The organism is Micromonospora sp. NPDC049274, from assembly GCF_040678875.1.
GTDB lineage: Bacteria > Actinomycetota > Actinomycetes > Mycobacteriales > Micromonosporaceae > Micromonospora.
Window position 1 is genome coordinate 539,967 of sequence record NZ_JBFAQS010000002.1, and the last position, 21,482, is coordinate 561,448.

Annotated in this window: 15 protein-coding genes and 1 riboswitch; of the genes, 6 read left to right on the plus strand and 9 right to left on the minus strand. The window is 72.3% G+C overall.

The genetic code is table 11. From position 1 onward, the window contains the following. Positions 1-138: 138 nt before the first annotated feature. The 4 genes from AB0K10_RS06080 (at position 139) to AB0K10_RS06095 (ending at position 5,538) form a co-directional block, all read left to right on the plus strand. Positions 139-924 carry an ABC transporter ATP-binding protein gene (locus AB0K10_RS06080; RefSeq protein ID WP_363680419.1) on the plus strand — a complete coding sequence of 262 codons (786 nt, stop codon included), beginning with the start codon at positions 139-141 and terminating at the stop codon, positions 922-924. A gap of 2 nt (positions 925-926) precedes the next feature. Next, positions 927-1,877, plus strand: a complete 951-nt coding sequence (locus tag AB0K10_RS06085) for an LLM class F420-dependent oxidoreductase (RefSeq protein ID WP_363680535.1) — start codon at positions 927-929, stop codon at positions 1,875-1,877. After that, on the plus strand, positions 1,874-2,182 hold the full coding sequence (locus AB0K10_RS06090; RefSeq protein ID WP_266246239.1) for a cupin: 309 nt from the start codon (positions 1,874-1,876) through the stop codon (positions 2,180-2,182). Before AB0K10_RS06085 ends, AB0K10_RS06090 begins: the two co-directional genes overlap by 4 nt. A 77-nt stretch (positions 2,183-2,259) precedes the next feature. Beyond that, complete coding sequence (locus AB0K10_RS06095) at positions 2,260-5,538, plus strand: hypothetical protein (RefSeq protein ID WP_363680422.1); 3,279 nt, start codon at positions 2,260-2,262, stop codon at positions 5,536-5,538. Between the two features lie 104 nt (positions 5,539-5,642). On the opposite strand, the gene thiC is transcribed toward AB0K10_RS06095, so the two are convergent. From thiC to thiE, 7 genes are all read right to left on the minus strand, one after another. Beyond that, the gene (gene thiC / locus AB0K10_RS06100; protein WP_363680424.1) at positions 5,643-7,235 is read right to left on the minus strand and encodes a phosphomethylpyrimidine synthase ThiC; all 1,593 of its coding nucleotides are present in this window, start codon (positions 7,233-7,235) and stop codon (positions 5,643-5,645) included. 17 nt (positions 7,236-7,252) lie between these two features. Then, positions 7,253-8,038, minus strand: a complete 786-nt coding sequence (thiD, locus tag AB0K10_RS06105) for a bifunctional hydroxymethylpyrimidine kinase/phosphomethylpyrimidine kinase (protein ID WP_363680426.1) — start codon at positions 8,036-8,038, stop codon at positions 7,253-7,255. After that, positions 8,035-8,796 carry a thiamine phosphate synthase gene (locus tag AB0K10_RS06110; RefSeq protein ID WP_363680537.1) on the minus strand — a complete coding sequence of 254 codons (762 nt, stop codon included), beginning with the start codon at positions 8,794-8,796 and terminating at the stop codon, positions 8,035-8,037. The genes thiD and AB0K10_RS06110 overlap by 4 nt, the downstream gene beginning before the upstream one ends. Positions 8,797-8,885: 89 nt before the next feature. Continuing rightward, complete coding sequence (locus tag AB0K10_RS06115) at positions 8,886-9,665, minus strand: thiazole synthase (RefSeq protein WP_363680428.1); 780 nt, start codon at positions 9,663-9,665, stop codon at positions 8,886-8,888. After that, positions 9,662-9,862, minus strand: coding sequence for a sulfur carrier protein ThiS (gene thiS, locus AB0K10_RS06120; protein ID WP_363680430.1), 201 nt, complete (start codon positions 9,860-9,862; stop codon positions 9,662-9,664). The genes AB0K10_RS06115 and thiS overlap by 4 nt, the downstream gene beginning before the upstream one ends. Then, positions 9,853-11,142, minus strand: a complete 1,290-nt coding sequence (gene thiO / locus AB0K10_RS06125) for a glycine oxidase ThiO (protein ID WP_363680432.1) — start codon at positions 11,140-11,142, stop codon at positions 9,853-9,855. Before thiO ends, thiS begins: the two co-directional genes overlap by 10 nt. Then, positions 11,139-11,762 (minus strand): thiamine phosphate synthase, encoded by a 624-nt coding sequence (gene thiE, locus AB0K10_RS06130; RefSeq protein ID WP_363680433.1) that lies wholly within the window; start codon positions 11,760-11,762, stop codon positions 11,139-11,141. The genes thiO and thiE overlap by 4 nt, the downstream gene beginning before the upstream one ends. Further along, positions 11,757-11,866: riboswitch (TPP riboswitch) on the minus strand. Its footprint overlaps the gene before it by 6 nt. Before the next feature lie 290 nt (positions 11,867-12,156). Here thiE and AB0K10_RS06135 point away from each other — a divergent pair. Both AB0K10_RS06135 and AB0K10_RS06140 read left to right on the plus strand, forming a co-directional pair. Beyond that, on the plus strand, positions 12,157-18,003 hold the full coding sequence (locus AB0K10_RS06135) for a ThuA domain-containing protein (RefSeq protein ID WP_363680435.1): 5,847 nt from the start codon (positions 12,157-12,159) through the stop codon (positions 18,001-18,003). 66 nt (positions 18,004-18,069) lie between these two features. Further along, entirely contained in the window at positions 18,070-18,609 is a 540-nt protein-coding gene (locus AB0K10_RS06140) for a hypothetical protein (protein ID WP_363680437.1), read from the plus strand. Between the two features lie 162 nt (positions 18,610-18,771). Here the strand turns inward: AB0K10_RS06140 and AB0K10_RS06145 are convergent, their stop codons facing one another. Beyond that, complete coding sequence (locus AB0K10_RS06145; protein ID WP_363680439.1) at positions 18,772-19,734, minus strand: aldo/keto reductase; 963 nt, start codon at positions 19,732-19,734, stop codon at positions 18,772-18,774. A 37-nt stretch (positions 19,735-19,771) separates the two neighbouring features. Then, entirely contained in the window at positions 19,772-21,451 is a 1,680-nt protein-coding gene (locus AB0K10_RS06150; RefSeq protein ID WP_363680441.1) for an ATP-binding cassette domain-containing protein, read from the minus strand. Positions 21,452-21,482 lie beyond the last annotated feature (31 nt).

The following is a 21,482-nucleotide window of genomic DNA, read 5'->3' on the forward strand; positions in this document are numbered from 1 at the left end:
TCCACAGTTGTGACGCCAGGCGTATCGGGTTGCGGAACGGAAACAACCTGACGACGACCCCGGACGGTGCGAGATGTCAACGGTGCAGCTAGCCTTTGTCGGATTCCTGACCGTCCACTCAGCGGAGGTACGCCGCAGATGATCCGACTGTCCGGGGTGTCGCGTACCTTCGAGGGCCGATCCGGCCAGGTCGAGGCCCTCCGCGGCATCGACCTCGACGTCGCCGAGGGCGAGTTCGTCGCCGTGCTCGGGCGCTCCGGTTGCGGCAAGTCGACCCTGCTGCGGTTGATCGCCGGGCTGCTTCCGCTGACCTCCGGTGAGATCACCGTGGCCGGTACGCCGATCACCCGGCCCCGCCGCGACATCGCCATGCTGTTCCAGAAGCCGGCGCTGCTGCCGTGGCGCAGCGTGCTGGACAACGTGCTGCTGCCGGTGGAGATCTTCGGCTGGAGCCGCGCCAAGCACCGCGAGCGTGCCCGGGAACTCCTCGACGTGGCCGGGCTGGCCGGGTTCGAGAAGCGGCTGCCGCACGAACTCTCCGGTGGCATGCAGCAGCGGGTGTCGCTGTGCCGGTCGCTCATCGGCGAACCCCGGGTGATGCTGATGGACGAGCCGTTCTCCGCGCTCGACGCGCTCACCCGCGAGGAACTCTCCGGCGAACTGCAGCGCGTGCACATGGAGAACAAGCCGACAATCGTCTTCGTCACCCACTCGATCGACGAGGCGGTGCTGCTCGCCGACCGGGTGGTCGTGCTGAGCCCTCGCCCCGGGCGGATCCGCAAGGTCGTCGAGGTGGCCATCCCCCGACCCCGCACCCTGGGCCGCAACGCGCATCTCGCCGACGTCGCCCGGGTCAGCGCCGACCTGCACGAGCTGTTGATGGAACGCGACCAGCCGGCCGCGGCCGGCATGGAGGGACGATGACCATGCGGGTGTCGGTCTTCACCGAGCCGCACCGAGGCGCCGACTACGACACGCAACTCCGGTTCGCCCGACTGGTCGAGGATGGCGGTTACGAGGGCTTCCTCCGCGCCGACCACTACCAGTCGATGGGCGCCGACCCGGGCCTGCCCGGCCCGACGGACGCCTGGCTGACCCTCGCCGCGCTGGCCCGCGAGACCCGCCGGATCCGGCTCGGCACCCTGGTCACGTCGGCGACCTTCCGACTGCCCGGCCCGCTCGCCGTGCTCGTCGCGCAGGTCGACCAGATGAGCGGCGGCCGGGTCGACCTCGGCATCGGCGCCGGCTGGTACGAGCGCGAGCACACCTCGTACGGCATCCCGTTCCCGGCCGTCGGCGAGCGCTTCGACCGACTGGCCGAGCAGCTTGAGGTGATCACCGGGCTGTGGGCCACCCCGGTGGGCGAGACGTACAGCTTCACCGGTGACCACTACCGGCTGGTGGACGCGCCCGCGCTGCCCAAGCCGGTGCAGGTGCCCGGACCGCCGATCATCGTCGGCGGGCGCGGTCCCAAGCGGACCCCCGAACTGGCCGCCCGCTACGCCGACGAGTTCAACATGCCGTTCAAGTCCGTGGCCGAGACCGCCACGGCGTACGACCGGGTGCGGGAGGCGTGCGACCGCGTGGGTCGGACCGAGGCCGGCCGGGCGCCGCTGGTCCTCTCCGCCGGGATCGTGGTGGCCATCGGCCGTACCGACGCCGAGGCGCAGCTCCGGGCCGCGCCCCTGCACGAGAAGAGCGCTCTGCCACCGGAGGACCCGGTGGTCGGCTCGCCCGCGCAGCTCGTGCAGCGGATCGGCGAGTTCGCCGAGATCGGCGCCACCCGGGTGCACCTGCGCATGACCGACCTCGACGACCTCGACCACCTCGAACTGATCGCCGCCGAGGTGCTCCCCCAACTGGAGGCTGGACGATGACCGACGTGATCGACGGCACCGAACTCGGGCCGGTGGGCCAGGAGATCGTGTACGAGAACGACCGGGTCCGGGTCTGGCACATCCGGCTCGAACCGGGCGAGCGGCAGCCCCTGCACCGGCATGACCACCCCTACCTGGTGGTGGCGATCCAGGGCGCGAAGAACGTCGTCCAGACCATCGACGGCACTCGGATCGACGCCGACGAGCCAACCGGTGGGGTCGTCTACCGGGACCCCGGTGCCGTACACATGCTCACCAATGTCGGGGACACGACATACCTGGCCCGGCTGGTCGAACTCAAGTAGACGCGCCGGGGGCCGGCCACCACGCCGCGCGGCGCGCCGGTGGCGATCGGGTGTACCAGGTGCGTAACGTGCCGGACATGGCCTTTCGGACCTGGGGCAGACTACTGCTCACGGCGCTCGGGGTGAGCGTGCTGGCCGGAGCCGGCCAGCTCGGTGTCGCGTACGGCTTCGGCATCGTACGACTCACCGGCGCCTTCACCGGCACGACAGTCAACCAGTGGCCGGCCCAGCTCGTCTGGGTGGGCTGGTTCGCCGCGAACGCCGCCGTCGCCGGCGCCGTCCTGACCGGGCGCCTGGCCCGCCGGGACGCCCCGCCGGCCAGCACCGGCCGGCAACTGGCCATCGGCGGTGCGGCCGCGCTCGGCGCCACCGCCGTGGCCCCACTCTGCATGCAGCCCGCCCGCGCCGCCGAGTTGATCTCGGTGGACCCGGTCTGGGCGGTCGGTATCTGCGCCATCCTCGGGGCGGTCATCGGAGCGGGCGCAGCCATCGCCGTGCTGTTCCGACCGGAACTGGGCTGGAACATGGCGGCCGTGGCCGGGGCGGTCTGGCTGCTGGCGTTGATCTCCGTCCTGCCGTCGCTCGGCACGGCCGGCCCGCTGCCCACCGTCCGACTCGGCGTACTCGAACCGAACTGGCTGGACGACGCCGCCGCCCAGCGCCTGGCGCTGCTCCTGCTGCCCATGGTGGCGCTGCTCGCGGGCGCGGCTACCGCCGGGCTTGCCCGCTGGCGCGGCCAGGTCCCGCTGGTCAGCGCAGCGACCGGGGTGGCCGGCCCGGTGCTGCTGGCATTCGCCTACCTGACCGCCGGCCCCGGCGACGCGGTGGACCGCTACCAGACCACCCCCTACTACGGCGCGCTGATCGCGATCCTCGCCGGCGCCCTCGGCGCCGCTGCCGCCGCCCTGCTGCGCTGGCCCGTCGGCGCGCGCAGCGCCGATTCCCAGGCGATCGAGCCGAGCGACATCCTGCGCCCACTGCCGGCCGGCCCGCCGCTGCCGGGCACCGAAGCGGCACCGTCGACGGGTGACGACCACCGCGACACCGAGCCCACCACCGACGCGACCCGCACCGGCGGGCAACTGGCGACGACCGGTCCGGGTCCGCGCGCCGCCGACGACACCGCCACCGTACGCACCGTCCCCGCCCACTGGGACTGGCCGGCGACCACGGCGAGCGGCCAGCACGGCCCGGTCCCCGCCGACGCGGCGCGCCCGCGCGAGGCTTCCCGGCCGGCCGGCCGCCGCCAGCACGCCGACACCACCGGGGCCCTGCCGACGACGGTTGCCCCGACCCAGGACGTGCTTCTCCCGAGCGGGCAGCACGACCGCGCGACCAACCCGCCGGCCCCCGCCTCCTGGCTGACCGACCCGACGGGCGAGTTCACCGCCGGGCGACAGTCGACCCCGTCGAGCCGGGACGGGGACACCATCGGTGCCGCCAAACCGACACCCGTCACGGAGGCCGACGACCCGACCGGCAGCACGACGACGACCACGGCCGGTGGCGACAAGCCGGGCAGCGACGACACGACAAGCGGCCCGACGGCCCAGGTGACACCCGAAACGGTCACGGGCACGCCGAGCGCGAGCGGCGCGGGCACGCCGAGCGCGGGCACGCCGAGCGCGGGCACGCCGAGCGCGAGCACGCCGGTCGCGAGCAGCGCGAGCACGCCGGCCGCGAGCAGCGCGAGCACGCCGGCCGCGAGCAGCGCGAGCACGCCGGCCGCGAGCAGCGCGAGCACGCCGGCCGCGAGCAGCGCGGCCACGCCGAGCACGGGCAGCGCGGCCACGCCGAGCACGGGCAGCGCGGGCACGTCGAGCACGGGCAGCGCGGGTGACGGCACGGCCGACGCACCGGCACCCAAGCCACGCCGTACGCGCAAATCGAAGTCCACGCCGGTCGAGCCGAGCACGCCGGGACCGCACGCGCCCGCGACTGGCGCGGGCCTTCCCACTCCCGTCGGCTCGGAACCGAACCTCGCCGACGGCGACGCCCACGCACCGGCTGAGGCCACCGCTGACAATGCGCCAACAACCGGACCGACCGCCGACCGCACAGCAGCAGCCGCCGGATCGACCGGTGGGCGCACCAGGCGGCCGGCCCGCTCCGGCGCGGCCACCGACGGCACCGGCGTTGACTTCGCAGGACCCGTCGACCAGGACGCTGCACTGCCCGGCCAGGGCACCGAACCCAGCCAGGGAGAGCAGACCAGCGGGAAAGATCCGCAGGATCAGGCCATCGGAAACGGCGGGACGAGCCCGCGCGGCTCTGCCGCCAGCGCCGAGCCGGAGGGCACCACCGTCCCGGCTGCTGATCCCGCCCCAGTCGACGCGTTCGGGACGGGCCGCGCCGAACCGGCCGCGACCGAGGGCGATGGCGACGCTTCGTTGTTCCGCGAGGCGACTGCCGACGGCCCGGCGACCGACCGCTGGACTCCAGCGGCACCGGCCTGGCCGGTCACCTCGGCGTGGACCACCACACCGGCGACGGGGACTACCGAACCCGAACCGGCCGCTCCGGATGCTCCCGTCGCCGCGGAGGAGTCGGACTGGACGCCCCGCTTCCGGCACCGGGCGCCGCTGCCGGACCTGAGCCGCGCCAGCACCTGGGACGCTTTCAACACCAGTCGGCGCGCCGAATCGGATCGGACCACCAGCACGCCGGAACAGAGCGCCAGCACACCGGACCAGAGCGGGCCGACAGGTCCGACCATCAGCGGGGCAGACCGAGGCGGGCCGACCGACCAGGTTGCCAGCATGCCGGACCAGGGCAGCCCGACCGCCGCCAAACTCGGCCGGGGCCGGTCGAGAGACCGCGCCTCAAGCACGACCGACCGGGACAATGGCACGACCGACCAGGGCGTCGGCACGACCGACCAAGGCGTCGGCGCGACCGACCAAGGCGTCGGCACGGCCGACAAAGGCGTCGGCCGGCGCGGTCGGGTCGGCGAGGCTACCGGCGCGTCCGCCGTGGTGGGATCTGTCCTGCCGGCGTCGGCTGGTCCGGGCATACCTGAGCAGGGCGGCGCATCGGGCACCACCGACAGGGGCGCGTCCGGCGCCGCCGACAGCGACGGGCCGGACAGCGCTGCTCGGCGGGCCGCGCCGGCGTCCACGGACGACGTGGAGCAGTCCTCCCGGCGGGGACGACTCGGTGGCCTGTTCCGGCGTAACAGGGCTCGGGCCGAGGAGGAGAAGCGGCCCGCAGCGGATGAGGCAGAGTCGCTGCCCACGCAGGACGAGGAGTTCGTCGACTGGGTCGCCGGGCTCGGCAAGCCGATCGCGGACAACGAGCCGGAGCAGGAGAACGGCCGTCGCTCGCTGCGCTCCACCGGCCGTCACCACCGCGACTGACCACCCGATCCCGGATGATCGACTCGGGTTCCTGGAACCCGGGCTGTCCACCGCTCCCGGACACCCCGACTTCCGTGAACCCGAGTCGATCATGCTGCACCAGGTCAGGCGAGCGGCAGATAGACCTTGCCGCCCCCGGAGACGAACTCCTCCGACTTGTCCTTCATGCCGCGGGCCGCGTACTCCTTGAGCTCTTGGGTGATCTTCATGGAGCAGAACTTCGGGCCGCACATCGAGCAGAAGTGCGCCGTCTTCGCCGGCTCGGCGGGCAGTGTCGCGTCGTGGTACGACCGCGCCGTCTCCGGGTCCAGCGAGAGGTTGAACTGGTCCTCCCAGCGGAACTCGAACCGCGCCTTCGACAGCGCGTCGTCCCACTCCTGCGCGCCGGGGTGGCCCTTGGCCAGGTCCGCCGCGTGCGCCGCGATCTTGTACGCGATCACGCCCGCCTTCACGTCGTCGCGGTCCGGCAGGCCGAGGTGCTCCTTCGGCGTGACGTAGCAGAGCATCGCGGTGCCGAACATGCCGATCATCGCGGCGCCGATCGCCGAGGTGATGTGGTCGTACGCGGGCGCGATGTCGGTGGTCAGCGGACCGAGCGTGTAGAACGGCGCCTCGTGGCACCACTCCTGCTGGAGGTCCACGTTCTCCTTGATCTTGTGCATGGGCACGTGGCCGGGGCCCTCGATCATCACCTGGACGTCGTACTCCCAGGCGATCTTCGTCAGCTCGCCGAGCGTACGCAGCTCGGCGAACTGCGCCTCGTCGTTGGCGTCCGCGATCGAGCCGGGGCGCAGCCCGTCACCCAGGGAGAACGTCACGTCGTACTTCGCCAGCAGTGCACACAGCTCGGCGAAGTTGGTGTAGAGGAAGTTCTCCTCGTGATGGGCCAGGCACCACGCCGCCATGATCGAGCCGCCCCGGGAGACGATCCCGGTGACCCGGTCCACGGCCAGCGGCACGTACGGCAGCAGCACCCCCGCGTGCACAGTCATGTAGTCGACGCCCTGCTCGGCCTGCTCGATCACGGTCTCCCGGAAGACCTCCCAGCTCAGCTTCACCGGGTCGCCGCCGACCTTCTCCAGGGCCTGGTAGATGGGCACCGTACCGATCGGGACCGGCGAGTTCCGCACGATCGCCTCGCGGGTCTCGTGGATCCGCTTGCCGGTGGACAGGTCCATCACGGTGTCGGCGCCCCAGCGGGTGGCCCAGGTGAGCTTCTCCACCTCCTCGGCGACCGACGAGCTGACCGCCGACGTGCCGATGTTGGCGTTCACCTTGACCAGGAACGCCTTACCGATGATCGCCGGCTCGCACTCCGGGTGGTTGACGTTGAGCGGCAGCACCGCCCGACCGGCGGCGATCTCGGCCCGCACGAGTTCCGGGTCGACGTTCTCCCGGATCGCCACGAACTCCATCTCCGGCGTCACCACACCGGCCCGCGCGTACGCCAGCTGCGTCGGACGACGTCCGTCCACACCGGCGAGCGGCGTACCCGCGCCCCGCACCGGCGCCACGTCACCCCGTTCGGCGATCCACGGTCCGCGCATCGCGGGCAACCCCACCTCGGGGTCCGACCCCGGGCCGGACGTGTCGTAGAGCCGCACCGGCGGTAGGTCCCCGGTCAGCGCCACCTCGGCGAACGGCACCCGCACATCCGGCCGTGACCCCTCGACGTACACCTTGCCTCGTGCCTGCATGACAACCTCCCTGGTGATCAGGCGGACCAGCCGAAGTGATCCAGCGGCCCGCGCCCCGCGCCCAGCTCCCAACCCCGCGCGCCGGACAGCGCGCCGAGCACGTACTCCTTGGCGGCCCCGACCGCCGCCGGCACCGGATCGCCCAGCGCGAGCCGCACGGCGATCGCCGCCGAGAACGAGCACCCGGTGCCGTGGGTGTGCCGGGTGTCCACCCGTGGCCCGCGCAGCACGGTCGTGACGCCGTCCCCGTGCAGCACGTCGACCGCTTCGTCCCCACCGAGGTCACCGCCGGTGACCACCACGTACTCCGGGCCGCCGGCGGCAAGGGCCTCCGCGGCGACGACCATCCCGGCCACGTCGTCCACTCCGCGTCCGGTGATGGCCGCGGCCTCCGCGCAGTTCGGCGTCGCCACCCGGGCGTACGGAAGCAGCCGCTCCACCGCGCCCACCACGCCGAGCCGGTGGCCGCTCGTGGCGACCAGCACCGGATCGACGACGAGTTGGGGCAGCCGGCCGTCCCGGGCGGCCTGGGCCACCGCATCGGCGACGGCGGGCGTGCCGAGCATTCCCGTCTTGACCGCGCTCACCGTGAAGTCGGCGAGGACGCTGTCCAACTGCTCGGTGACCGTGCGCGGCGGCAGCGGCAGGACGGCATCGACGCCACGGGTGTTCTGGGCGGTGACCGCCGTGAGGACGCTGGTTCCGTACGCCCCGAGCGCCGCGAAGACCTTCAGGTCGGCCTGGATGCCAGCGCCGCCGCCGGAGTCGGAGCCGGCGATGGTGAGGATGGTCTTCGGGGTCACGGGCTTTCCTCGGTTGCGGTCTGGCTGTATGTGGTTGGGGTTTGGGGCTGCGGCCGCCCGTGCCCACTCCGGGCGGTCAGGCTTGATCCCTGCGTGGGCACGGTCGGCCGCAGCCCTGACCGGGAGACCTCCATGAGCCCGTGCCAGCTTTCGGGCAGCTTGGGGGTGACCGCCTCTCGAAAGGCGCCGCAGAGTGTGGCGGCTGTTTCGGTGGGGTCTTTGGCTCGCATGATCGCGCCCAGCACTGCCACCCCTGCGGCTCCTGCACGGACGCAGGCCCTTACCTGCTCTGGTGTCTCCACTCCCCCGAGGGCCAGGACCGGCACCGGGCTACGCCGGATCAGGCTCGCGAGACCGTCGGGTCGCAGGGGCGGGCCATAGCCGGGTTTGCTGCGGCTCGGGAAGACGGGCGACAGGGTGACGTAGTCCTCACTCGTGAGTCGGAGCAACTCCGCCTCGTCGTGGCAGGAGCGGCCGACGAGGCCGCACCGCGGTGGTGGGTAGGGACCGGCGGCCGGCAAGTGCACGGCGTCGCCGTCGAGCGGATCCGGGCCGGCCACGATCAACGTCCCGCCCGCCTCCGTGAGGATCGGGCGCAGATCGACCGCGAGGGCGGCACGCTCCGCTCGGGGCAGGTCCTTCTCGCGCAGCAGAACGGCCCGCACTCCTCCGGCCACGGCGGCCGCCACGACGTCAACAAGTGGTCGCCGTGCCTGCCGGCGGTCGGTCAGCACGACGATCCCCCGGATCGCCGAGATCTTGGTGAGAAAGCGCCCCTCCGAGGGCCGTTTCGTACCAAGATCTGGAGTCACTGAGCCCGTCGGCGCCGCCGAGCCCGTCCGCCCGGTCACAGGTCTGGTCTTCCCTCGTCGGGGGTGGATCCGAGGGCGTGGAAGCGACGGGCGATCCGACCCGCACCGGCGGCCAGCCGACCGGCCTCGACCGCGTACCGCATCGCCGTCGCCATCGCCACCGGGTCGGCGGCCCGGGTCACCGCGCTGGCCAGCAGGACCGCGTCGCAGCCCAGCTCCATGGCCAGGGCCGCGTCGGAAGCCGTGCCGATGCCGGCGTCCAGGATCACGGGCACGTCCACGCTCTGACGGATCAGCCGGATGTGGTGCGGGTTGCCGATTCCGAGCCCCGAGCCGATCGGCGCGCCGGCAGGCATCACCGCGGCGCACCCCACATCGGCGAGGCGGCGGGCGAGCACCGGGTCGTCACTGGTGTACGGCAGCACCGTGAAGCCGTCGGCGACCAGTTCCTCGGCGGCGCGGAGCAGTTCCACGCCGTCGGGCAGCAGTGTCCGTTCGTCGCCGATCACCTCCAGCTTGACCCAGTCGGTGTCGAACGCGTCGCGCGCCAGCCGGGCCACCTTCACCGCCTCGGTGGCGGTGTGGCAGCCGGCGGTGTTCGGCAGCAGCCGCACCCCGCACCGGTCCATCAGGTCGAGCAGCCCTCCGGCGGTGCCCGGGGCGGTGTCCACCCGGCGCAGCGCCAGCGTGACCAGCTCCGTGCCGGACGCCCGGATCGCCTGTTCCAGAACGTGCAGGTTCGCGGCGCCGCCGGTGCCGAGAATCAGCCGCGACGTGAAGGCCACCCCACCCAGGTCGAACGACACGCCGCTCACCCGCCCTGCGCGGCGGTGAGCACCTCGACGCGGTCGCCGTCGCGCAGCACAGTGACCGGCCAGCCGGCCCGGGGCACCACCTCGCCGTTGACCGCGACCGCGACGCCACGCTGGTGCGGGGCGACGTCACGGACGACGTCGGCCACCGACGCGCCGCCGGGGACGCTGCGCCCGGTCCCGTTCACCGTCAACTCCACAGGTCCTCCTCGGTCGTTCGTGCAGGTCCGCTCGGGTCCCCCGCGCCAGCCGGCATCACGTCGTCGATCCCGGCCGACGACGCGACGGCGCACCGGCGTCCGCCCAGGTCACCCGCGCCGGGCCGCGCCACGTCGCCGGGACGGACCGGTGGCGTGTCAGCGAACCGGCCCACGTCGCCGGATCCGGGCGGTGGCGTGTCGGTGAATCGGCCCGCGCCGAAGGATGCGAGCAGCGGGTCGGGCACGCCTGTGGTCACCAGGTCGGCGATCGTGTCGGCGGTGATCGGGGTGAGCACGATGCCGTGCCGGTGGTGACCGGTGGCGACCAGCACATCCGGCCGACCGGGCAGCGGCCCGAGGATCGGCGCGTTGTCCGGAGTGCCGGGCCGCAGACCGGCGACCGCCTCGACCAGGTCGTACTCGGTCAGCTCGGGCAGCAGGTCGACGCCGGCACGCAGCAGCCGCTGCACGGCGCCGGCGGTGACAGTGGTGTCGGAACGCTCCTCGACGGTCGCGCCGAGGACCACCTCGCCGTCGGCGCGGGGCACCAGGTACACGTGCTCGCCGTCGGCGTACCCCCGGATCACGTGCCGGAAGCCCGGCGTGACGCCGCCGGGCGCGCGCAGCCGCAGGATCTGGCCCTTCACCGGCCGCACGGGCAGGCCGGTGAGCACGGCGGCCCCGCAGCCGGCGGCGACCACGGTGAGTCGCGCGTCCACATCGGACAGCTTCCGGACCGGCCGCGGCACGAACGCCGCGCCGGCCCGCTGCGCGGCCGTGCGCAGTGCCGGCACCAGCAGCCGGGGGTCGACCTGGTGGTCGGTGGGCGCGAACGCGCCGCCGCGCACCCGAGGGGCGAGCGCCGGTTCGCGGTCGCGCAGCTCGCTGGGGCGCAGCGGGGTCACCGGCAGACCCAACCCCTGTTGGTACGCCCACAGCCGGCGCGCCTCGGCCAGGTCGTCGCCGGTCAGCCCGACCATCAGGGTGCCCTCGGTGCGGTAGCCGATCTCGGTGCCGCTCGCCTCGGTCAGCTCGGCGGCGAACCCGGGCCAGCGGGCGGCGGACGCCACCAGCAGCTCGGTCAGCCGCCGCTCACCGAAGTACGCCTCGGCGACCGGGGAGAGCATTCCGGCGGCGACCGCCGACGCCCCCGACCCGGGGGCCGGGTCGTGCACCGCCACCCGTAGTCCGCGCGTGGCGCAGCGCCAGGCGATCGCGAGCCCGATCGGCCCCGCGCCCACCACCGCTACGTCGACGGTGGGGGCGGCCGATCCCGTCACGCCAGGGCCCGGAGCAGCTCGGCGGTGGCGCCGGCCGGGTCGGCGGCGGCGGAGAGCGCACCGACCACGGCCACCCCGTACGCCCCGGCGGCCCGCAGCGCCGGCACCCGGTCGGCGGTCACCCCGCCGATCGCGATGACCGGCACGTCGACGGCGTCGGCGACGGCGCGCACACCGGTGGGCCCGATGGGATCCGGCAGGCCGTCCTTGGTGGTGGTGGCGTGGCACGGTCCGACGCCCAGGTAGGTGGCGCCCGCGGCAACCGCCGCGACCGCCGTCTGCGGTGCGCGTGCGGTGGCGCCGAGCACGCCGGTCGGGCCGAGCACGTGCCGGGCGGCGGCGACCGGCAGGTCGTCGGCCCCGACGTGCCCTCCAGCGGCGCCCACCGCGAGCGCCACGTGCAGCCGGTCGTTGACCAGGCAGGTCGCTCCGTACGGGGCGCAGAGCGCCAACACCCGGCCGGCCAGGTCGTACGCCTCGCGGTCGGTCGCGGAGTCCTCCACCCGGACCTGCACGACGAGGTCGGCGCGGGCCGCCGCGAGGGCGGCCCGGACCACTGTGAGTGGATCGCGCCCGGGTCGGGTGTCGGTGATCAGATGCAGTCGTCCAAGGGACGGCACGGCAACGCTCCTCCCTGCGCCGGCATTACCCGGATCAGGTTCGACGGTCGGGGGCTGTCAGCCCCCCTCTCAGCCCGGTACACCGGGCTCCCGTGGGTTACTTGCGTGTCACCGTACGACAGATCCCCGGGTCTGCCAAGGGAGGGGTCGTCGGCCACCACGGCTCCATCGATGGGGCGCTTTCTCCGGTCCTGTTCGGAATGTCGCCCGCCGTTGCAGAACCGTTACCCGCCGGCATCTTGCCCGACATCGATACACCAGAATTAATTTGTTCAGCGATTCGACAAAATGCCGGCGTGGACGCCCTGGCACGGCGTCCCCACCGGCTCCATCCGGGACGGTCTTCGGCGAGCCGGCCCCCGCGATTCCTGTCCACCGCGACATTGGAGGCGGCGTGTCCCGTTCTCGTCGTGCCCGTTTACCACTCACCGCTACCCTGCTCTCCCTAGCGCTCGCCTCGACGACCCTGCTCGGGTCGCCGGCGCAGGCCGCTCCGGCCGGAGCGCAGATCCCCGCGCGAGACGTGCCTGTCGCGGCTCCGCTCTCCCAGGTGGCGCCGAAGGCGCCGAAGGCCGCAGCGGCCGACCCCTACTCCGTCCTGGTCTTCTCGAAGACCGCAGGCTTCCGGCACGACGCAATTCCCACAGGCATCGCCGCCATCCAGCAACTCGGCGCGGCCAACGGGTTCACTGTGGACACCACCGAGGACGGCGCCGCGTTCAACGACGCCAACCTCGCCAAGTACAAGGCCGTGATCTGGCTCTCCACCACCGGTGACGTCCTCGACGCCGACCAGCAGGCGGCCTTCGAGCGGTACGTGAAGGCCGGCGGCGGTTACGCAGGCGTCCACGCCGCCTCGGACACCGAATACAGCTGGGCCTGGTACGGCGAACTGGTCGGCGCGTACTTCGCCAACCACCCCCAGAACCAGCAGGCCACCGTCAAGGTGGAGGACCATGCCCACCCGTCCACCGCCGGACTGCCGGACCGCTGGTCCCGCTTCGACGAGTGGTACAACTTCCAGACCAACCCCCGGCCGGACGTGCACGTGCTGGCCAGCCTGGACGAGAAGAGCTACACCCCGGGCGCCGGCGCGATGGGCGCCGACCACCCGACCGCGTGGTGCCAGGACTTCGACGGTGGCCGCTCCTGGTACACGGGGGGCGGGCACACCCGGGAGTCGTACGCCGAGCCCGAATTCCTCAAGCACCTGCTCGGCGGCATCCAGACGGCGGCCGGCGTGGTCGACGCCGACTGCGGCGCCTCGAAGACCTCCAGCTTCGAGAAGATCACCCTGGACAGCAACACCAGTAATCCGATGGAGCTGGACATCGCGCCCGACGGCCGGGTCTTCTACATCGAGCGCGACGGCCGGGTGCAGATCATCAAGCCGGACACCGGTAGCACCGTCACCGCCGTCGACCTGGACGTCTTCACCGGCAACGAGGACGGCCTCATCGGCATCCGGCTCGACCCGGACTTCGCCACCAACAAGTGGGTGTATCTCTACTACGCCCCGAACGACGGCGTCACGCGCAACCTGCTGTCCCGGTTCACGGTGACCGGCGACACCATCGACCCGGCGAGCGAGAAGCAGGTGCTGCGGGTCGACACCCAGCGCAACACCTGCTGCCACGCGGGCGGCAGCATGACCTTCGACAGCGCCGGCAACCTCTACCTGGCCACCGGCGACAACACCAACCCGTTCGAGTCGAACGCGTACGCGCCGCTGGACGAGCGGGCGGGCCGTCAGGACTACGACTCGCAGCGCACCTCCGCGAACACGAACGACCTGCGCGGCAAGGTGATCCGGATCCACCCGGAGGACGACGGGACGTACACCGTTCCGACGGGCAACCTGTTCGCGCCGGGCACCGCGAAGACCCGTCCCGAGATCTACGCGATGGGCTTCCGCAACCCGTTCCGGATCGGCACCGACCCGAAGACCGACACGCTGTACGTCGGGGACTACGGGCCGGACGCCAACGCGAACAACCCGGACCGGGGCCCCCGTGGCCTGGTCGAGTGGAACGTCGTCACCCCCGGCAACTACGGCTGGCCGTACTGCACCGGGACGAACGAGGCGTACAACGACTACACGTTCCCGTCCGGCCCGAGCGGGCCGAAGTTCGACTGCGCGGCGCCGGTGAACAACTCGCCCAACAACACGGGCCTGACCAACCTCCCGCCTGTCGTCCCGGCCACCGTCGACTACGGCTACGCCGGTGACGCGCGGTATCCGGAGATCGGTGGCGGTGGCGCCCCGATGGGCGGCCCGGCCTACCGGTACGACGCCGACCTCGACTCCCCGCGCAAGTGGCCGGCCTACTACGACGGCAAGGCGCTGCTCGGCGAGTGGAACCAGAACAAGATGTACACGATGCAGATGACCGCCGACGGCAAGTCGTTGGTGGACATCAACCAGCTGCTCACCGGCATGAAGATGATCCGGCCGATGGACTTCGAGTTCGGTCCGGACGGCGCGCTCTACCTGATCGAGTGGGGCACCGGGTTCGGCGGTAACAACGACGACTCCGGCATCTACCGGATCGACTACACCGCCGGTGACCTCGCGCCGATCGCCGCGGCGTCCGCCAACCCGACCTCGGGCCCGGCGCCGCTGACTGTCACCTTCTCCAGCACTGGCTCCCGGGACCCGGACGGCGGCGCGCTCACCTACTCCTGGACCTTCGGCGACGGGCAGACCTCCACCGAGGCCAACCCGACGCACACGTACGCCACGGCGGGCAACTACACCGCCCAGCTCACCGTGACCAACCCGAAGGGCCGTACCGCGGTGGCCAACGTGCCGGTCACCGTGGGCAACACCGCACCGACGGTGAGCATCGAGTTCCCGCCGGACGGTGGCTTCTTCAACTGGGGTGACCAGGTCCGCTACACGGTCAAGGTGACCGACCCCGAGGACGGGCAGATCGACTGCGACCGGGTGAACCTCCAGGTGCTGCTCGGTCACGACGAGCACGCCCACCCGCTGGAGCAGCACACCGGCTGCACCGGCACGGTCCAGACGTCGCTCGCCTCCGGGCATGGCGCCGAGGCGAACGTCTTCGCGGTCTTCGAGGCCACCTACACCGACGACGGTGGTGCCGGCGGCGCGGGCGCGCTCACCGGCCGGGACATCGAGATCCTGCAGCCCAAGCAGAAGCAGGCCGAGTACTTCACGGCCACCGGGCGGGTGCCGGGCGGCACCGGCGGCGGAGACGCAGGCGTGCAGCGCGAGGCCGGGGCCGACACCGCCGGTGGCGGCCAGAGCATCGCGTTCATCGAGGACGGCGACTGGTGGTCGGTCGTCCCGGCGGACCTGACGAACATCACCGAGATCCGGTTCCGGGCCGCCTCGGCCGCCGCCGGCGGTCGGATCGAGGTCCACGCGGGCGCCGTCGACGGACCGGTAGTGGCCACGGCCATCGTTCCGACGACCGGCGCGTGGCAGACGTACACGGACGTGAGCGCGCCTGTGACAGGTCCCGCGAGCGGATCGCTGTACTTCGTGGCCCGCGATCCGAACGGCGGAACCGGTTCGCTGTTCAATGTCAACTGGATGGACTTCGTCGGCCGCGGCGTCACCGAGAACGGGCCGCCGGTGGTCACCGCCACCGCGACCCCGGCCACCGGCACCGTGCCGGTCACCGTCGAGTTCGACGGCACGGCCACCGACGCCGAGGGCGACACCCCGCTGACGTACGCCTGGGACTTCGGTGACGGCGGCACGGCGTCCACCCTGGACGCCAGCCACACGTACACGAGCGTGGGTGCCTTCACGGCCACCCTCACGGTGACCGACAGCAAGGGTGCCAAGTCGTACGCCACGGTGCCGGTGCGGGTGAACGCGCCGGACACGTCCTGCTTCGGGGCGCGTTCGGACGACTTCAACGGCACCAGCCTCGACAAGGGCCGGTGGACCAGCGTGGTCCGGGAGAACCAGCTCTACTCGGTGTCGGATGGCGCGCTGCGGCTGCCCACCGGGGTGGGCGACCTCTACGGCGCACGCAACGACGCCACCAACCTGGTCCTCCAGGCGGCGCCGACCGGCGCCTGGGAGATGACCACCAAGGTCACTCTGCCGGTGACGGCCAACTACCAGCAGGCGGGCCTGCTGGTGTACGGCGACGACGACAACTACGCCAAGGTGGACCTGCTCTACAACGGCAGCCGCTCGGTGGAGTTCATCCGGGAGACGGCCGCCACGCCGCGCAACGACGCCGGCGACAGCACCGCCGCACCGGCGGGTGACACCGTGTACCTGCGGATCACCAGCGACGGGACGAACCTGACCGCGTCCGCCTCGGGCGACGGGCAGACGTTCAGCCCGGTCGGCCGTTCGGCCGCGCTCGCCGGCATCACCAACCCGCGGATCGGGGTCTTCGCGCTCAACGGAGGCACCGAGGCGCCAGTGGTCGACGCCGCGTTCGACTCGTTCGTGGTCACGCCGGACGCCCCGGCCGGCCCGGTCGACCCGTCGGACGAATTCACGGGTGACACGCTGGACAAGTGCCGGTGGGACGCCGTGACGCGGGAGGACCCGAACGGTTACCGGGTCACCGGTGGCGCGTTGCGGATCGACGTGCCGAACGGTGACATCTACGGCACCGACAACACCGGGCCGAAGAACTTCATCCTCCAGACCGCGCCCTCGGGCGACTGGACCCTGGAGACGAAGGTCGACGGCAGCCTGCTGAACGAGCAGTACCAGCAGGCGGGTCTGCTCGTGCAGGCGGACGACGACAACTACCTGAAGTTCGACTTCATCGCGGACAACCAGGCCGGCCAGACGGTGACGCGGCGGATCGAGTTCCGCAGCGAGGTCGGCGGCGTCGTCCAGAACCCGCAGCCGGAGGCGACAAGCCTCACCTCGGCGGTGTGGCACCTGCGGCTGGCCCGCACGGGCGACACCTTCACGGCGTCGTACTCGGCCGACGGGACCACCTGGACCACGCTGGAGGCGCTCACCAACAGCGCGGTCGGGGCCACCCCGAAGGTCGGTCTGTTCACCCTCGGCGCCAACCAGACGGCGTCGAAGACCGCCTCGTTCGACTACTTCCGGCTGAGCACCGAGGTGGTCACCGACGAGACCGCTCCGGTCACGACGGCTGCGCTGTCCGGCACCCCGACCGAGGGTTGGTACACCGGTCCGGTGACTGTCACCCTGACCGCCGCCGACGAGGCCGGCGGCAGCGGTCTGGCCGGTACGGAGTACCAGCTCGACGGGGCGACCACCTGGACGGCGTACACCGCCCCGGTGGCGGTGAGCGGCGACGGCGAGCACGAGCTGCGGTACCGCTCGACCGACAAGGCCGGCAACGTGGAGTCGACGAAGACCGTCTCGGTCAAGATCGACGCCACCGCTCCGGTCACCACTGCGACGTTCGCTCCGGCGAACGACGCAGGCTGGCACAACGGGACCATCCCGGTGGTGCTGACCTCGACCGACGCCGGTTCCGGCGTCAAGACGGTCGAGTGGTCGCTGGATGGCGGCGCGTGGACGCCGTACACGGCTCCGGTCTCCGTGACCGGTGACGGGCAGCACGAGCTGCTGTTCCGTTCGACCGACAAGGCGGGCAACGCCGAGACGCTCAAGTCGGCGGTGCTGCGCATCGACGGCACCAAGCCGACGCTGCTGGTGTCCGGGATCGCCGACGGCCAGCTCTACGGGGACAGCCAGGACGTACGGGTGTCCTGGCAGGCCGTCGACCCGACCTCGGGCATCGCGTCCGTGGTGGGCGACCTGGACGGCAAGGCGTACGCCAGCGGCACCCTGCAGGCCATGTACGAGCTCCCGCTCGGCCTGCACGAGCTGACCGTCACCGCGACCGACAAGGCGGGCAACACGACGACCTCGGCGGTCCGGTTCTTCGTCACCACCTCGTTCCGGGACATGCAGAACCTGCTGGACCGGTTCAAGGCGACGGGGCGGCTCTCGGCCAAGGCGCACAAGCAGTTGACGGCGAAGCTCGACGCGGCCCGTCAGGCCGAGGCTGCCGGCAACGACAACAAGGCGATCAAGCAGTTGACCGCACTCCGTGACCTCGCCGCCGACGCCACACTGGTGCCGGAGGCCGAGGTTCGGGACGTCCTGATCCGGGACGCCGACGCGATGATCGTTCGGCTCGGCGGCACGGCCAGCAAGGCCGGGGTCAAGGCGAACGACGGCGAACCGGTCAAGGGCACCGGACGGCTCGGTGGCGACGCCACCCGGCTGGCACCCGGTCGCCAGCTCTGATCCGATCGAGGCCCCTCCCCGACGCTCAGGTGTCGGGGAGGGGCCTCCCTCATCCGTAGTGAGGAGATGTCCGTGACGGGTATCCGCAAGGTGGTGGCCGCCGTGTTCGCCGGACTGGTCCTGACCCTGCTCTCCGCTGCCCCGGCGGCCGCCCAGGCCGACAAGCTCAAACTGACGGTGGCCGGCGATGGGGCCGAGGGCGTCACCATCCAGGCCACCTACGCCGATGGTCGCCGGCTGGACCAGGTGGTGCGGTTGGTGCTCACCGCCACCGGCCCGGACGGGCAGCGGGTCGGGCCGGTGCAGTTGGAGCCGCAGCCCGAGGGGCAGGGCTTCTACAGCAGCGGCCCGGTGCTCTCCACCGGCACGTGGAAGGTCACTGTGAACTCCCCCGCTCCCCTGGCGGGCAAGGCCACCGCCACGGTGCAGGCGAAGGCCGCACAGTCGCCCCCGGCGCCCAGGCCGGTCGCGGTGACCCGGCCCGCGGACGAGGGCGGGACGGGCGACTGGTGGCCGTTCGCGGCGGCCGGCCTCATGGTCGTCGTCGCGGCGATGGGAGTGGCCATGCTGTGGGGCCGCCGCCGCCCCTCGACGCCGAACGACTGACCTACCGGCGCACAGCGCCACTGCGACGACCGGGCCGGGCCGCGACGAGCGGCCCGGCCCGTGATCGACTCGCGTTCCTTGAAGTCGGCCCATCCCCGACCGCAGGTCACGCCGCTTTACAAGAACGCGAGTGGATCACGACGCGCCGAGCGGCCGGCGCGCTCAGAGGACGGCGCGCAGCGCCGCCAGATCCTCGTCGCTGGGCTCCCAGGTGCCGGCTGCGGCGTTCGCGTGCACCTGGTCGGGCGTGGTGGCGCCGGCGATCACCGAGGTCACCGCCGGCTGGGCGGCCAGCCCACCGATCGCCACCTGGAGCATCGTCAGATCCCGCTCGGCCGCGTACGCCTCGATCGCCTCGATGGTGTCCCAGTCGGCCGCCGCGAGCCGCTCCGCGTACCGCCCACCGCCGGAGAGCCGGCTGCCGGCCGGCGGCTGACCGTCACGCTTGTACTTCCCGGTGAGCAGGCCGTTGGCGAGCGGGAAGAACGGCAGCATGCCGAGACCGAACCGCTCGCAGGCCGGGATGATCTCGGTCTCCACGGACCGCTCCAGCAGGCTGTAGTGGTTCTGCGCGCTGATGAAGCGGGACCGGCCGTTGGACGAGGCGACCCAGTCGGCGTCGGCGATCTGCCAGCCGGCGAAGTTGGAGTTGCCCAGGTAGCGGACCTTGCCGTCGCGGACCAGGTCGTCCAGGGCCGCGAGGGTCTCGTCGATCGGGGTGCCCGGGTCGGGCTCGTGCATCTGGTACAGGTCGATGTGGTCGGTGCCGAGCCGGCGCAGCGACGCCTCCACCGCGCGGGCGATGTAGCGCCGCGCACCCCGCGCGCCGTAGTCCGGCCCGTTCAGGCCGAACATGTCCATGCCGAACTTGGTGGCCACCACCACGTCGTCCCGGCGTCCCTTGAGCGCCTGCCCGAGCAGCTCCTCGGAGCCGCCCTGCGGCTCGCCGTAGATGTCGGCGGTGTCGAACAGGTTGATCCCGGCGTCCAGGGCGGCGTCCACCACCGCGCGGGTGCCGTCGAGGTCGAGCTTGCGGCCGAAGTTGTTGCAGCCGATTCCGACGACGGACACCACGAGCCCGGAGTCGCCCAGCCGGCGATAGGTCATCTCAGTCACGAGATCCACCCTATGCCGGCCGGGCGCACCGCTGCCCGGTGACGGCTCAGCCCACGTCCCAGACCGGCTCCGGGGTCTCCACCACCTCGTTGTCGCCCCGAAACAGCACGAACCGGTCGAAGGAGCGGGTGAACCACCTGTCGTGGGTGACCGCCACCACCGTCCCCTCGAACGCGTTCAGGCCCGCTTCGAGGGCCTCCGCGCTGGCCAGGTCGAGGTTGTCGGTGGGTTCGTCGAGCAGCAGCAGGGTCGCCCCGGACAGCTCCAGCAGCAGCACCAGGAATCGGGCCTGCTGCCCACCGGAGAGGGTGCCGAAGCGCTGGTCGCCCTGCCCGGCCAGCTCGTAGCGGCTGAGCACGCCCATCGCCGCGTGCCGGTCCATCCCCTGGCGATGTTCGTCACCCCGCCACAGGATCTCGACGAGCGTCTTCGCCATCAGCTCCGGCCGATCGTGGGTCTGGGAGAAGTGCCCGGGTCGGACCCGGGCGCCGAGCCGGGCCGTGCCGTCGTGCGTCACCGGGGCGAGCGCACCCGCCCCGTCGACAGGCCCGTTCGCCGGGTCGGGATCGGTGCCGCCGCGGGCCAGCAGCCGCAGGAAGTGCGACTTGCCGGTGCCGTTGGCACCGAGCACCGCCACCCGGTCGCCGTACCAGATCTCCAGGTCGAAGGGGAATGTCAGGCCGTCGAGCTCCAGCTGGTCACAGACAACCGCGCGCTTGCCGGTCCGCCCGCCGGTCAGCCGCATCCGGATGTCCTGGTCCTTCGGCGGTACGGGCGGCGGCCCGGCCTCCTCGAACTTGCGCAACCGGGTCTGCGCGGCCTGGTAGCGCGAGGCCAACCCGTCGTTGTACGCGGCCTTCTGCTTGTACATCAACATCAGCTCGCGCAGCTTCTGGTGCTCCTCGTCCCAGCGTCGACGCAGCTCGTCGAGGCGGGCGTGCCGGGCCACCCGCGCCTCGTACCAACTGGCGAAGCCACCGGGGTGCACCCAGGCGCTGCCCCCCTCCACGGCGACCACCCGGTCGGCGCTCTGGGCCAGCAGCTCGCGGTCGTGCGAGACGTAGAGCACCGACTTCGTCGACTCGCGTAGTCGCGCCTCCAGCCAGCGTTTGCCGGGCACGTCGAGGAAGTTGTCCGGCTCGTCGAGCAGCAGTACCTCGTCGGGGCCGCGCAGCAGCAACTCCAGGGCGAAGCGCTTCTGCTGGCCGCCGGACAGGGTCCGCACCGGCCGGTCCCGGACGGCGTCCCAGGGCTGGTGGAGCACGATCGTGGCGACGGTGTCGAAGAGCACCTCGGCGTCGTACCCGCCGGCCTCGCCCCAGGCGCCGAGCGCGTCGGCGTACGCCAGTTGGGCCTTGCCCGCGGCGTTGCTGAACTTGCCGTGGGCCTCGGCGGCCCGCATCGCCGTCTCGGTCTCGGCGAGCCGGCTGCCGGCCGCGCGCAGCGGCGGCGGGGCCAGTGACAGCGCCAGGTCGGCCACTGTCGTCTCGTCGCCGATCATGCCGATGAACTGGCGCATCACCCCCAGCCCGCCGGCCCGCGCGACGGTACCGGTACGCACCGGCAGGTCACCGGCGACCATCCGCAGCAGTGTCGTCTTTCCCGCGCCGTTCGGCCCGACCAGGGCGACCTTGCTGCCCTCCCCGACCCGGAACGACACGTCGGCGAAGAGTTCCCGACCGTCGGGCAGAATGTGCCCGACCGCTGCCACGTCCACGTATCCCACGCGGGGATCCTGCCCCAGCGAGGGCCGGGAG

What these genes read in the sequence shown, in the direction of transcription:
- AB0K10_RS06140 (WP_363680437.1), top strand. Translation starts at nt 18,070, where the DNA reads ATGTCCGTGACGGGTATCCGCAAGGTGGTGGCCGCCGTGTTCGCCGGA.
- AB0K10_RS06090 (WP_266246239.1), top strand. Translation starts at nt 1,874, where the DNA reads ATGACCGACGTGATCGACGGCACCGAACTCGGGCCGGTGGGCCAGGAG.
- AB0K10_RS06095 (WP_363680422.1), top strand. Translation starts at nt 2,260, where the DNA reads ATGGCCTTTCGGACCTGGGGCAGACTACTGCTCACGGCGCTCGGGGTG.
- AB0K10_RS06085 (WP_363680535.1), top strand. Translation starts at nt 927, where the DNA reads ATGCGGGTGTCGGTCTTCACCGAGCCGCACCGAGGCGCCGACTACGAC.
- thiC (WP_363680424.1), bottom strand. Translation starts at nt 7,235, where the DNA reads ATGCAGGCACGAGGCAAGGTGTACGTCGAGGGGTCACGGCCGGATGTG.
- AB0K10_RS06080 (WP_363680419.1), top strand. Translation starts at nt 139, where the DNA reads ATGATCCGACTGTCCGGGGTGTCGCGTACCTTCGAGGGCCGATCCGGC.